General features: G+C 71.1%; 12 protein-coding genes and 1 tRNA gene. 8 read left to right on the top strand and 5 right to left on the bottom strand.

Going from position 1 to position 12,874, the window contains the following annotated elements; all coding sequences use genetic code 11:
- Positions 1–28: 28 nt before the first annotated feature.
- Entirely contained in the window at positions 29–709 is a 681-nt protein-coding gene (locus tag AC3IYI_RS19080; RefSeq protein WP_489411315.1) for a DUF461 domain-containing protein, read from the bottom strand.
- A gap of 624 nt (positions 710–1,333) precedes the next feature.
- Between AC3IYI_RS19080 and AC3IYI_RS19075 the strand changes: the two genes are divergently transcribed.
- The 6 genes from AC3IYI_RS19075 to AC3IYI_RS19050 all read left to right on the top strand — a co-directional run bounded on the left by AC3IYI_RS19075 (position 1,334) and on the right by AC3IYI_RS19050 (position 7,690).
- The gene (locus AC3IYI_RS19075; RefSeq protein ID WP_003953493.1) at positions 1,334–1,816 is read left to right on the top strand and encodes a CarD family transcriptional regulator; all 483 of its coding nucleotides are present in this window, start codon (positions 1,334–1,336) and stop codon (positions 1,814–1,816) included.
- A 260-nt stretch (positions 1,817–2,076) separates the two neighbouring features.
- Positions 2,077–2,832 (top strand): 2-C-methyl-D-erythritol 4-phosphate cytidylyltransferase, encoded by a 756-nt coding sequence (ispD, locus tag AC3IYI_RS19070; protein ID WP_489411314.1) that lies wholly within the window; start codon positions 2,077–2,079, stop codon positions 2,830–2,832.
- Positions 2,822–3,346, top strand: a complete 525-nt coding sequence (ispF, locus tag AC3IYI_RS19065) for a 2-C-methyl-D-erythritol 2,4-cyclodiphosphate synthase (protein ID WP_489411313.1) — start codon at positions 2,822–2,824, stop codon at positions 3,344–3,346. Before ispD ends, ispF begins: the two co-directional genes overlap by 11 nt.
- A 105-nt stretch (positions 3,347–3,451) precedes the next feature.
- Complete coding sequence (gene cysS / locus AC3IYI_RS19060) at positions 3,452–4,852, top strand: cysteine--tRNA ligase (protein WP_489411312.1); 1,401 nt, start codon at positions 3,452–3,454, stop codon at positions 4,850–4,852.
- Between the two features lie 109 nt (positions 4,853–4,961).
- A complete protein-coding gene (gene rlmB, locus AC3IYI_RS19055; RefSeq protein WP_327253530.1) occupies positions 4,962–5,933 on the top strand; it encodes a 23S rRNA (guanosine(2251)-2'-O)-methyltransferase RlmB in 972 nt (323 codons plus the stop codon).
- Positions 5,934–6,133: 200 nt separating this feature from the next.
- On the top strand, positions 6,134–7,690 hold the full coding sequence (locus AC3IYI_RS19050; RefSeq protein WP_489411311.1) for a DoxX family protein: 1,557 nt from the start codon (positions 6,134–6,136) through the stop codon (positions 7,688–7,690).
- A gap of 76 nt (positions 7,691–7,766) precedes the next feature.
- Here the strand turns inward: AC3IYI_RS19050 and AC3IYI_RS19045 are convergent, their stop codons facing one another.
- From AC3IYI_RS19045 to AC3IYI_RS19035, 3 genes are all read right to left on the bottom strand, one after another.
- Complete coding sequence (locus tag AC3IYI_RS19045; RefSeq protein WP_489411585.1) at positions 7,767–8,528, bottom strand: nucleotidyltransferase family protein; 762 nt, start codon at positions 8,526–8,528, stop codon at positions 7,767–7,769.
- 73 nt (positions 8,529–8,601) lie between these two features.
- Positions 8,602–9,015, bottom strand: a complete 414-nt coding sequence (locus AC3IYI_RS19040; RefSeq protein WP_243339499.1) for a hypothetical protein — start codon at positions 9,013–9,015, stop codon at positions 8,602–8,604.
- A 211-nt stretch (positions 9,016–9,226) separates the two neighbouring features.
- On the bottom strand, positions 9,227–10,315 hold the full coding sequence (locus tag AC3IYI_RS19035; protein ID WP_489411310.1) for an ABC transporter ATP-binding protein: 1,089 nt from the start codon (positions 10,313–10,315) through the stop codon (positions 9,227–9,229).
- Positions 10,316–10,514: 199 nt separating this feature from the next.
- Between AC3IYI_RS19035 and AC3IYI_RS19030 the strand changes: the two genes are divergently transcribed.
- Entirely contained in the window at positions 10,515–11,183 is a 669-nt protein-coding gene (locus AC3IYI_RS19030) for a hypothetical protein (protein WP_489411309.1), read from the top strand.
- A gap of 104 nt (positions 11,184–11,287) precedes the next feature.
- A tRNA-Thr gene (locus AC3IYI_RS19025) sits at positions 11,288–11,365 on the top strand.
- A gap of 84 nt (positions 11,366–11,449) precedes the next feature.
- Here the strand turns inward: AC3IYI_RS19025 and AC3IYI_RS19020 are convergent.
- Positions 11,450–12,832: an NAD(P)/FAD-dependent oxidoreductase gene (locus tag AC3IYI_RS19020; protein WP_489411308.1), complete on the bottom strand. Its 1,383-nt coding sequence runs from the start codon at positions 12,830–12,832 to the stop codon at positions 11,450–11,452.
- Positions 12,833–12,874: the final 42 nt, after the last annotated feature.

Genomic DNA, 12,874 nt, shown 5'->3' with positions numbered 1-12,874 from the left:
GTTCCCGTTGAGTACGGTGCTGCGCGCCTCAGTGACCGGTGCCGGTGGACGCGGACGCGGATCCGGAGGGGGACCCGGACGGGCTGCTCGCGGGCGAGCCCGAGGGGGACCCGGACGGCGAGCCCGAGGGGGAACCCGACGGGGAACCGGAGGGGGAGCCCGACGGGCTGGCGGCCGGGGTGGCGCCCGGGACGGCCGCGGCGGCGGTCGCGCCGTAGCCCGCGTACATGCCGGTGGCCGGGACGACAAAGCCCTCGAGCTCGACGTCACCCGTGGTGCTCAGCTGGAAGACGATCTTCTGGACGTTGCCGTCCACGACGGAGTCGCCGCCGACGATCACGGCGGAGGCGTTGCCCTTGCCGCCCAGGACGACGGAGCCGCCGGCCGGGATGACCACCTTGGAGCCGCTGCCCGCGGGCTTCAGCGTCACGACGGCCTTGGCGCCCGGAAGGGTGATGCCCTCGAGCGTCTGCTCCTTGGTGCCGGTGTTGAACACCGTCGCGGAGACCGCGGCCGGGCCCTTCTTGTCCTTCTCCTGGGTGATCACCAGAGCGTTCTGGACCTTGATGTCGCCCTTGGTGACGGCGGCATTGTCCGGCTTGACCTGGAGAGTCGGAGCGTCGTGGCCCGCGGCGCAGGCGCCCAGCGAGACGATCGAGAACACGACGGCGGTGGCGGCGAGGGCGCCGCGTCGAAGGCTGCGGCTCACGGGGGAGGCAACTCCTTGGACGTACGGAACGGAAGGGTGGACGCCTCGGAGCAGCGAAGTAAAGCCGCTCTAAGGATGTGTCAGCGCGCTTAGGTTACCGAGCCGCCGCCCCGCCCCCGCACCCGACCCTCCGCAGTGTGGGGCCGGGCCCTGGCCGGTCCTCAACGGGGAACCCGCCCCCGCACCGGCGGGTTCCGTCACCGCCGCGCCGGGGCCGGGTGATCTTCCATTCGCAAAAGGACCGCTCGCAAAGGCCGGCGCGCCTCCGGTGATCAATTTCCGGATTTCCTCGAACACCGCCCCGGTGATCAATTCCGGATTGGGCCGGAACGGGCGCCGTACGGGTGGCCGCCAGTCGAACGGAGTAGTTCGGTTTCCCGCCCCGGAAACCGTCAAAACGGGACGTACGCCACATCGTCGGGGGTCCCGGGCGGGTGTAGCGTAGCCGTTTCGCCTGGTCCGCACAGCGCCTCCGACCTGCGAATACCCCCTTCCGGAAGCCTCCCGCAGCACGTTCCTGTCGCTGTTGTCAAGCCCTGAGATGGGCCCTGACCTGCGAAAACGCCATTCATAACGGTCGATTCTCGTGTTACCCTGGATAGCCACGGAAGGGGTACCTGTCACATGACGTTCAAGGTTGGCGACACCGTGGTCTATCCCCATCACGGGGCCGCGCTGATCGAGGCTATCGAAACTCGCCAGATCAAAGGCGTGGACAAGACCTACTTGGTGCTCAAGGTCGCGCAGGGTGACCTGACCGTTCGCGTCCCCGCGGACAATGCGGAGTTCGTAGGCGTTCGCGACGTAGTCGGCCAGGACGGGCTGGACCGGGTCTTCGAGGTGCTCCGCGCACCGTACGCAGAAGAGCCGACGAACTGGTCCCGGCGCTACAAGGCAAATCTGGAAAAGCTCGCTTCTGGCGATGTCATCAAGGTCGCCGAGGTTGTGCGTGACCTGTGGCGTCGTGAGCGTGAGCGTGGTCTTTCCGCAGGTGAGAAGCGCATGCTCGCAAAGGCGCGCCAGATCCTGGTGAGCGAGCTCGCGCTCGCCGAGAACACCAACGAGGACAAGGCCGAGGCCCTCCTCGACGAAGTGCTCGCGTCCTGACGCGATCATTCGTACGCTTTGTCGTACACAGTTGTGCCGCGGTGCCCGATGACAAGGAGACTTGTTGCCGGGCGCTGCGGCATGTCTGGACCCATACCCGTACTCACTGATGCCTGTGCTCACTGGCGTGGGTCACTGGCGTGCCGGGTCCGGGCAGCCGACTCGACCGGTCGTCACGGAAGGGGCGAGGGCGTCGCACCCGGCACCCTTCAGGCCATACCCATGTCGGCCGAAGTCACAAACCTGGCTCGGAGCTACTGATGTCTGACGAATCGCGCCCCCACCGCACCGCCGCGGTGATCCCGGCCGCCGGCCGCGGTGTCCGTCTCGGTCCCGGAGCCCCCAAAGCCCTGCGGACCCTGGGCGGCACCCCCATGCTCATCCACGCCGTGCGCGCCATGGCACGCTCCCGCGCGGTCGCTCTCGTCGTCGTCGTGGCCCCGGCCGACGGCACCGCCGAGGTGCGCCGGCTGCTCGACGAGCACGCGCTGCCCGAGCGCACGGAGATCCTCGTCGTCCCCGGCGGGGAGACCCGGCAGGAATCCGTACGCGCCGGCCTGGACGCGCTCCCGGCCGACATCACCGCCGTCCTCATCCACGACGCGGCCCGCCCCCTGGTCCCCGTGGACACCGTCGACTCCGTCGTCGAGGCCGTCCGCGACGGCGCACCCGCCGTCGTCCCCGCGCTGCCGCTGGCCGACACCGTCAAGGAGGTCGAGCCCGGCCGGCCCGGCGAGCCCGAGCGGGTCGTCGCCACCCCCGTACGGGCCCGGCTGCGCGCCGTACAGACCCCGCAGGGCTTCGACCTCGCCACGCTCCGCCTCGCACACGAGAAGCTCGCAGCGGGCACGGCCGACGGCGAGGGCGCCACGGACGACGCCGGCATGGTGGAACAGCTCGGCGTCACCGTCGTGGTGGTCCCCGGCCACGAAGAGGCCTTCAAGGTCACCCGCCCGCTCGACCTGGTCCTCGCCGAGGCCGTACTCGCCCGCCGGAGGGCCACCGATGCCTACTAGCCACGCCGCCGACGCCGCCGCCCCCGCGGCGCCGCTGATCCCGCTCGTCGGCATCGGCACCGACGTGCACGCCTTCGAGACCGGCCGCGAGCTGTGGTGCGCCGGCCTGCTCTGGGAGGGCGAGGACGGCCTCGCCGGGCACTCCGACGGGGACGTCGCCGCGCACGCCGCCTGCGACGCGCTCTTCTCCGCCGCCGGCGTCGGCGACCTCGGCGCACACTTCGGCACCTCCCGCCCCGAGTGGTCCGGCGCCGCCGGAGTCACCCTTCTGGCGGAAGCCGCCCGGATCGTCCGCGCCGAAGGCTTCGAGATCGGCAACATCGCCATCCAGGTGATCGGCGTACGCCCGAAGATCGGCAAGCGGCGCGAAGAGGCGCAGAAGGCGCTCGCAGCCGCCGCGGGCGCCCCCGTCTCCGTCTCCGGCACCACCACCGACGGACTGGGGCTCACCGGCCGCGCCGAAGGCCTCGCCGCCATCGCCACGGCCCTCGTCTACCGGACGAACCGGGTCTAGTACCCCGTACGCCCACACCGCTCACGCGGCTCTTCGACAACAAAGCGGGCCCCGCGTGCCGAAAGGGTCGCGGGGCACTGCTACAGGCGCACTACCCTGGATGCCGTGACTATTCGCCTGTACGACACCAGCGCCCGGCAGATCCGTGACTTCATCCCGCTCGTTCCGGGCTGCGTCTCGATCTACCTCTGTGGCGCCACCGTGCAGGCGGCTCCGCACATCGGGCACGTCCGCTCGTACCTGAACTTCGACATCGCGCGCCGCTGGTTCACCTACCGCGGGCTCGACGTCACCTTCATCCGCAACGTCACCGACATCGACGACAAGATCATCGCGAAGGGCGAGGCCCAGGGCCGCCCCTGGTGGTCCATCGGCTACGAGAACGAGCGCGCCTTCAACGACGGCTACAACGCGCTGGGCTGCCTCCCGCCCACGTACGAGCCGCGCGCCACCGGCCACGTGCCCGAGATGATCGAGATGATGCGCGGGCTCATCGAGCGGGGCCACGCCTACGTCGCCGACGGCAGCGTCTACTTCGACGTGCGCTCCTTCCCCGGCTACCTGGAGCTGTCGAACCAGGACATCGACGACCTGCGCCAGCCCGCGGAGTCGGGCATCACCGGCAAGCGCGACCCGCGCGACTTCGCGATGTGGAAGGCCTCCAAGCCGGGAGAGCCCGACTGGGAGACCCCGTGGGGCCGCGGCCGTCCCGGCTGGCACCTGGAGTGCTCCGCGATGGCGCACAAGTACCTCGGCAGCGCCTTCGACATCCACGGCGGCGGGCTCGACCTGATCTTCCCGCACCACGAGAACGAGATCGTCCAGGCCAAGGCCTACGGCGACGAGTTCGCGAAGTACTGGATGCACAACGCCTGGGTCACCCTCTCCGGCGAGAAGATGTCCAAGTCGCTCGGCAACTCCGTCCTCGTCTCCGAGATGCTCAAGGTCTGGCGCCCGATCGTCCTGCGCTACTACCTCGGCACCCCGCACTACCGCTCGATGATCGAGTACAGCGTGGAGTCCCTGCGCGAGGCCGAGTCCGGCTTCGCGCGCATCGAGGGCTTCATCCAGCGCGTCATCGAGAAGGCCGGCGGCTCCGTCGAGCCCGCCGCCGAGGTCCCGCCCGCCTTCGCCGAGGCCATGGACGACGACCTGGGCGTCCCGCAGGCGCTCGCGATCATCCACACCACCGTCCGCCAGGGCAACAGCGCGCTCGCCGCCGACGACAAGGACGCGGCCATCGCGCGCCTGTCGGAGGTACGGGCCATGCTGGGCGTCCTCGGCCTCGACCCCCTCGACCCGCACTGGGCCGGCGAGGCGGACCGCGGGGAGGACCTCCACGGAGCCGTGGACACCCTCGTACGCCTGGTCCTGGAGCAGCGCGAATCCGCGCGCGCCCGCAAGGACTGGGCCACCGCCGACGCCATCCGCGACCAGCTCCAGCAGTCGGGCCTGGTCATCGAGGACAGCCCCACCGGACCCCGATGGACGCTCGGCCCCCGCTGAGCCCACCGGCGCAGTCCCACTGGAGCACTCGGATTGGGCTGCCCGGCGTCCCGGGCGGCACACTCTTCATACGTACATATCGCAGAACCAACGAAATCAGGTAGAGGTCATGGCCGGGAACAGCCAGCGCAGGAACCGCCGCACGTCCAACAAGAAGGGCGCGACGGTCGGCAGCGGTGGCCAGCGGCGCAAGGCCCTGGAAGGCAAGGGGCCCACGCCCAAGGCCGAGGACCGCAAGAAGCACAAGGCCAACCGCATCAGCAACGCCATGGCCCGCCAGGCGGCCAAGCGCCGCCCGGCGCCGCGCCGCGGCGGCCCCAAGGGCACCAGCGAGATGGTCGTCGGCCGCAACCCGGTCTTCGAGGCGCTGCGCGACGGCGTGCCGGCCGTCACCCTGTACGTACAGCAGTTCATCGACAACGACGAGCGCGTCCGCGAGGCCCTCCAGCTCGCGGCCGAGCGCGGCAACATCAACCTGATGGAAGCCCCGCGCCCCGAGCTCGACCGCCTCACCAACGGGCTCAACCACCAGGGCCTGGTCCTCCAGGTCCCGCCCTACGAGTACGCGCACCCGGAGGACCTCACCGCCGCCGCGTACGAAAACCACGAGGACCCCCTCATCGTCGCCCTCGACGGCGTCACCGACCCCCGCAACCTCGGCGCGATCGTCCGCTCCGTCTCCGCCTTCGGCGGCCACGGCGTGGTCATCCCCGAGCGCCGCGCCGCCGGCATGACCGCCGGTGCCTGGAAGTCCTCGGCCGGCACCGCCGCCCGTACCCCGGTCTCCCGGGTCACCAACCTGACCCGCGCCATCCAGGAGTACAAGAAGGCCGGCATCACCGTCGTCGGCCTCGCCGCCGAGGGCACCCACGAGGTCCACGAGCTCGAAGCGCTCGGCGGCCCCGTCGTCATCGTCGTCGGCTCCGAGGGCAAGGGCCTCGGCCGCCTCGTCGGCGAGAACTGCGACTACCTCGTGCGCATCCCGATGCCGGGCGGCGCCGAGTCGCTCAACGCCGGTGTCGCCGCGGGCGTCGTCCTCTACGAGGCCTCCCGCCGCCGCGCCACCCGCGGCCGCGCCTGAGCACCACCGGCGCACCCGGCAGCACCACCGGCGGCAGCCGCCTGAGCACCACCGCGGCCGCCGCTTGATCCACTTGGCTCATCGGACGTGACCCGTGAGCGTGCCACCCCGCCCCTTACGGGCGGGGTGGCTTGATTTGACGGGTCTCGGACACATCCCTGATGTCAAGGCAGTGTCCTAAACACTCATCACTCGGTTAGATGAGTGTGGACACCAGAACGCCAGGGTTCGACGACCAGCCCGCGCTGAGCATGGTCAAGGTGCCGTGCGACCCCGCACAGGTCATCGTCAACCACGCCAGCTTCCGCGTGCGGCTCGCAGCGAGCCCCAGCGCGCGTCCCAGGCCCTCGGGCGCCCCCGGGCTCGCCCCGGCACTCGGCGGGGCCCTCGCGGCCGCCGGAGCCGGCGCAGCCCGCCGCCGGCCCGTCGTCTGGAGCGGCAAGTCCGCCCCCGGCGACGCCGCCGCCAGCGCTGCCATGGGCGGCCTGCTCCAGGCCGTGCGCGAGCACGGGCGCGGCCACGAGGCGTACGACGGCGGGGCCACCCAGGTCATCCCGCGCATCGACCTCGCCCACGACCTCGCGGACGACACCCTCGCCACCCCGACCGTCGTCGGCCAGCGCAGCTACGGCTCCTCCCCCGAGGACACCGACACCCGCCTGCAGCCCGTCGTGGGGGGCCTCTCCCACCCCCACGACGCCTACGACGACGCCCACTTCGAAGGCACCGGATCCGCGGACTCCCGCCGGGCCCAGGGCGACGCCCGCGCGCAGGCCTCGTACTACCCGGGCCGCCGCATGAACCTCGGCGTCGTGCTGCTCCCGCTGCGCGTCTTCCTCGGCTTCATCTCCATCTACGCCGGCATGGGCAAGCTGTGCGACCCCGTCTACTTCGACGGCGGCGAGCGCGGCTCCATGGTCACCTGGCTGCAGACCCTGCAGCCCTGGGCGCTCGCCGAACCGCTGCGCGACTTCGCACTGGCCCACCCGGTCGGCGCCGGTCTCAGCGTGGCCTTCCTCCAGGTCATCGTGGGCGTACTGACGGTCTTCGGCCTGTGGCAGCGGTTCGCCGCCTGCTTCGGCGCGCTGCTGTCCGCCGCGCTGCTGATGACGGTGAGCTGGAAGACCGTCCCCGCCTACGACGCGCCCGACATCATCTACCTCGCCGCCTGGAGCCCGCTGATCATCGCGGGCGCCCCCGTCTACTCCCTGGACGGCCGCCTCGCGAGCGAGGCCTGGCGCACGCTCGGCCCGCGCTCCGAGGTCTGGCGGCTGCGCCGCCGGGTCCTTCGCCGCGGGGCCGTCATGGCCACCGTCGTCTGCGGGCTCACCCTGCTCATCGGCTCGCTCCTCGGCGGCGCCGTCCGCTCCACCACCGTGGTCACCGTGCCCGGACCGGGCGAGGCCCCGAGCAACTACCTGCCCGGGCGGCCCCTGCCGAGCACCTCCAAGCAGCAGTCCGCGCGTCCCAGCCCCTCGAAGCCGGCCGCGCAGCCCTCGGCCGGAGCCTCCTCGCCGACGGCCAAGACCGGGCGCGGGGCGGCCGGTTCGGCCTCCCCGACGGCAGGCTCCGGCTCGCCCTCCGCGACCCGGGGAACCACCAGCGGCACCAAGACCCCGCGCAGCACCCCCCGCCAGTCCACCCCGCAGAAGCCCCCGGCCAGCTCCACGGGAACGGGCAGCGGCGGCTCCACAGCAGGAACGGGGAGCACCGCACCGTCGCAGCCCGACCTGCTGGGCGGACTCCTCGGCGGCTGACAGCCGCCCCACGAAGGCGAAGGGCCCGGTACGCGAGAGCGTGCCGGGCCTTCTTCGTGTGCCGCGTGCGGAGGCGCTACGGGGCCTTCTGCGCGGCCAACTCCCGTGCCGCCTCGGTCAGGTCCTTCGCCGTGTCGATCGCCCGCCAGTAGGCGCCCTGGGGCAGCGGGAAGCCTGCGAGGCGCCGCTCACGGGCCAGGCGCGGAAAGGTGGTCCGCTCGTGGTCGCCCAAATCCGGGAGGAGAGCGGCGAATTCGGGACCGAAGACGTACACGCCGGCATTGACCGGGTACGGGGACTGCGGCGCCTCGATGAAGTCCAGTACGTGCCCGTACTCGTTGATCTCCACCACCCCCCACGGAATGCGCGGCCGGGCGAGCGCGAGGGTCGCCGTGGCGCCGCGTTCGGCGTGGAAGGCGGCCATCTCGCGCAGCGAGAAGCGGGTCCACACATCGCCGTTGGTCGCGTACCAGGACCGGTCGGGGTGCGGGAGGTGCCGGGCGGCGTACTTCAGGCCGCCGCCCCGGCCCAGCGGTTCGTTCTCCACGACGGTGGTCACCCGTAGCGGCAACGGGGCCTCGGCCAGCCACTTCTGGAGCACCTCGGCGAGGTGCCCGCAGGAGACCACGGCGTCCGTCACCCCCTCGGAGGCCAGCCACGCGAGCTGGTGCCCGATGATCGGCATCCCCGTTCCGGGGATCTCCACCATCGGCTTGGGGCGGTCGTCCGTATAAGGCCGCAGCCGCGAACCCTGGCCCCCCGCCAGGACAACCGCCTGGGTCGGGGAAGCCGGGAACGCGGCCGCGTGGGGTCGGTCGGAACGCTCGGAATCGGTCATGTCGTTGTCGTTGTCGTCGATGTCGTTGTCGTCGTCGTGTCCGGTGCGGAAGGAGGGCGCGCGGCGGCGGCCGTCAGCCCATGGAGGCGACACCGGACGCGTACGCCGTGTCGCAGACCGGCCGCGCGTACGACTGGGCCTTCGTGGGCCCGTAGGCGTCCACCGCGGCCCGCCCGAGGGCGCGCGCGATGCCCACGCAGTGCGCGGCGAGGGACGGCCGCCGGTCGACCTCCTGCTGGAGGTGGGTGAGGACGTCACCCGGCTGCTCGCCCTGCTGGATCTCGCTCAACAGCTTGTCGCGCAGCACGTCCTGGGCGGCGCGCGGCTTGGCGGGGACGGAGACGTCCTCGGCGGACGCGGTCAGGATCTGGGAGGGGGTGTTGTCCGCCCAGGGAACCATGGTGACCGCGAGGGTCCCGGACAGGACCAGGACGACGGGCAGGACCAGGGCGAGGGATCGGCCGATACGGCGGGCAGTGTGGGTCACGAGGGCGAGAGTAGCGCTCGGTGAAGATATGGCGACATTTAGTCACCCGGTCGGGGGATGGTTCGAGGTGACTTTTCGAATTAAGGGTTGACGGTTGGGGCCGAATGGCCCGATCTGCCGGACCTCGTGCCAGACCTCGTGCCGGAACTCACGCCGAAGGGGCGCCCCTTGACGGGACGCCCCTTCGGTACGTGCGGTTCGCGCGTACGGGTCAGCCGGAGAGGCGGGCACCCGAGGACGTCGAGAACACGTGGATCTCATTGCCGCGCGGCACCACGTGCAGGGTGGAGCCCTTCTCGGGCACCTGGCGGCCGTTCACGCGCACCACGATGTCCTGCGAGCCCTCGGAGTGCGAGGTCGAACCGTAGACGTACCCGTCGGCGCCCAGCTCCTCGACGACGTTCACGGTGATGGTCAGACCGCCCGTGTCGCCGATGTCGAAGTGCTCCGGACGCACGCCCACGGTGACCGTGCGGTCGCCCGCGTCGGCGGCGGCGGACAGCGCCTCGCGCGACACCGGGACCACGCTGTCGCCGAACTTCACGCCGCCGTCGGCGATCGGGACCTCGACCAGGTTCATGGCCGGCGAGCCGATGAAGCCGGCGACGAACAGGTTCGCCGGGCGGTCGTACATGTTGCGCGGGGTGTCGACCTGCTGCAGCAGACCGTCCTTCAGCACGGCCACGCGGTCGCCCATCGTCATGGCCTCGACCTGGTCGTGGGTGACGTAGACGGTGGTGATGCCCAGGTTGCGCTGGAGGGCCGCGATCTGGGTACGGGTGGACACGCGGAGCTTGGCGTCCAGGTTCGACAGCGGCTCGTCCATGAGGAACACCTGCGGCTTGCGCACGATCGCACGGCCCATCGCGACGCGCTGGCGCTGACCGCCGGAGAGCGCCTTCGGCTTGCGGTCGAGGTACTGGGTCAGGTCCAGCATCTTCGCCGCGTCCTCCACCTTCTTGCGGATGGTGGCCTTGTCCTCGCCGGCGATCTTGAGCGCGAAGCCCATGTTGTCGGCGACGGACATGTGCGGGTAGAGCGCGTAGTTCTGGAACACCATCGCGATGTCCCGGTCCTTGGGCGGCAGGTGCGTGACGTCGCGGTCACCGATGCGGATGGCGCCGCCGTTGACGTCCTCCAGGCCGGCCAGCATGCGCAGCGAGGTGGACTTGCCGCAGCCGGAGGGGCCGACGAGGACGAGGAACTCGCCGTCCGCGATCTCCAGCTCCAGCTGGTCGACGGCGGGCTTGTCGCCGCCGGGGTACAGACGGGTCGCCTTGTCGAAAGTGACAGAAGCCATGGTGATGAATCCCTTCTACCGGCAGGAACGTGCCGGACGATCCGAGTGGAAGGTCTAGTCCAGTGGACTGAACTCCGCTCGACGCTACCCGCCCGATCCGCTCCTGTCAGCACCTGGGCGGGGGTGACTTCCCCGACGCGCCCCGGGCGTCCCCGACCGCCCCGGGCGACTGTCAGAGGCGGCTGCTTTGATCACGACCATGACCATCTACGACGTGACCCGCGCGCTGCCCGACATCGAGACGCTGCGCGACCGCTGCCGGGCGATGGCGGCGCTGGACCTGGTGATCAGCGGCGAGGAGGACGACGGCTACTTCGCCTACGACCCGAAGTGGGGCCCGGGCGAGGAAGCGGCACTGATGGACAACGGCTCCGGCGACGACTACGCGATCGTCTTCACGGCGGCCGGGGTCTTCGGGCACGGCTTCGACCACGAGTCGGTGATGAGCCCGTGGGCGGACACCGACCACGAGGACGGGTGGCCGGGCCTGACCGACGGCATACCGGAGGCCTTCCGGCCGTACCTGACGGAGCCGGCGTTCTGCGTGGACGGCGTGCTCAACGCGACCGCCGTCTTCTGGCGCGAGACCGCCGACACGCAGTGGCGTACGGGCAACGTGGACTTCCCGGAGGGCAAGTCCGACCCGGACGGCGCGGACTACCTCTTCGAGCTGCTCGTTGCGGGCACCCCGGAGGCCTACCGCGACTTCGCCGAGGACTACTACGAGACGGACCTCCCCCTGGAAGCGGTCCGCCACGTGTGGGAGCTGCGCCCGCTCACCCAGGCCGTCGTGGACGCCCTGAACCCGGGCCTGCCGCTGGCGGCTGTGGTCCCTAGGGTGGCGCGGGCCGGATATCCGGGGGTTTGAGAGGGGTCGCCCACGGCGGCCGCGGACACCGGAAAGTTCTTCGCTGCGGGGTCGGGGCGATGTGTAGAGTGAAGGCGATTCCGTGCCTTGCACAGACTCACCACGCCCCCTTAGCTCAGTCCGGCCAGAGCAACGCACTTGTAATGCGTAGGTCGTCGGTTCGAATCCGACAGGGGGCTCCATCCCAGGCCGGAGTCTTGTCGGCCAGGAAATTCGTACAGAAGCGGAAGGCCCCGGGCTGTTGCCCGGGGCCTTTTGCGTGGCCGTCAGTGGCGGCCCGAGATGCGATCTGCCAGGCGGGCCAGTGGGGTTGTGGTCGGGGTGTGGGTGGTGGTTTCCCGGCGGTCCGCTTCGCGGTAGGCGGCGTAGAGGGCCTGGACGCCCAGCCAGCGGAAGGGTTCCGGCTCCCAGCGGCGGACGCGGTGGTTGACCCAGGGGAGGGTCGTGAGGTCCGTGCTGTCGCCCAGGACCAGGTCGCGGAGGGTGCGGGCCGCGAGGTTGGCCGTGGCGACGCCGGAGCCCACGTAGCCTCCCGCCCAGCCGAGGCCCGTCGTGGCGTCGAGAGTGACCGTGGCGCACCAGTCTCGGGGGACGCCCAGGACGCCCGACCAGGCGTGGGTGATCTCGACTCCCGTGAGGGCCGGGAAGAAGGAGGTGAGGAGGTTGGTGAGGGCCGTGATTGTGGCGGGCTGGGTGCGGCCGTCGTTGTCGGTGCGGGAGCCGTAGCGGTACGGGACGCCGCGGCCGCCGATGGCGATGCGGTCGTCGGCCGTGCGCTGGGCGTACATGTAGGCGTGGGCCATGTCGCCGAGGGTCGAGGCGTCGGACCAGCCGAGTTGGGACCAGGTCTCCGGCGGGAGCGGGGCCGTGGCGATCATCGAGGAGTTCATCGGGAGCCAGGAGCGCTTCTGGCCCTTGAGGGCGGCGGTGAAGCCTTCCGTGCAGCGCAGGACGTACGGGGCACGGACCGTGCCGTACGGGGTGAGGGCGCGGCGGGGGGCGATCTCCGTGACGGGGGTGGACTCGTGGATGACGACGCCGAGGCGTTCGCAGGCGGCCGCCAGGCCCTTGACCAGCTTCAGGGGGTGGATGCGGGCTCCGTGCGGGGTCCAGGAGGAGCCCACGGCGTCCGCGATGTTGATGCGGGCGCGGGTGTCGGTGGCGTCGTAGAGCTCGCGGTCCGTTTCGCCGAAGGCGAGTTCGGTGGTGTGGAAGGCCTTGAGGCGGGAGAGCTGGGCGGGGGTGCGGGCCACTTCGAGGACGCCGCCGCGGTGGATGTCGGCGTCGATGCCTTCCTTGGCGGCGGTGTCGATGACCTCGGTGACGGTCTCGTTCATGGCGTGCTGGAGGCGCTGGGCGGCCGGGCGGCCGTGGAGGGCGGCGTAGCGGTCGCGGCCGGCGATGCCGTTGTAGAGCCAGCCGCCGTTGCGGCCGGAGGCCCCGTAGCCGCAGAACTTCTGCTCCAGGACGGTGACGCGCAGGTCGGGGGCGGCGGTCTTGAGGTAGTAGGCCGTCCACAGGCCGGTGTAGCCGCCGCCGACGATGACGACGTCGGCCGTGGTGTTGCCGGTGAGCGGGGCGCGGGGTGGGTGGGCGGGGGCGGTCTCATCTGTCGCGTACCAGAAGGAAATTCCGCCGTTGATCGTCATGGGGGAGTTGGTACACGGCGATTTGGGCGGGTGTCCAGGGGC

The organism is Streptomyces sp. GL_148, assembly GCF_057834205.1.
Note: the sequence above shows the minus strand (reverse complement) of the source record. Positions and strands in the feature narration are given on the sequence as shown.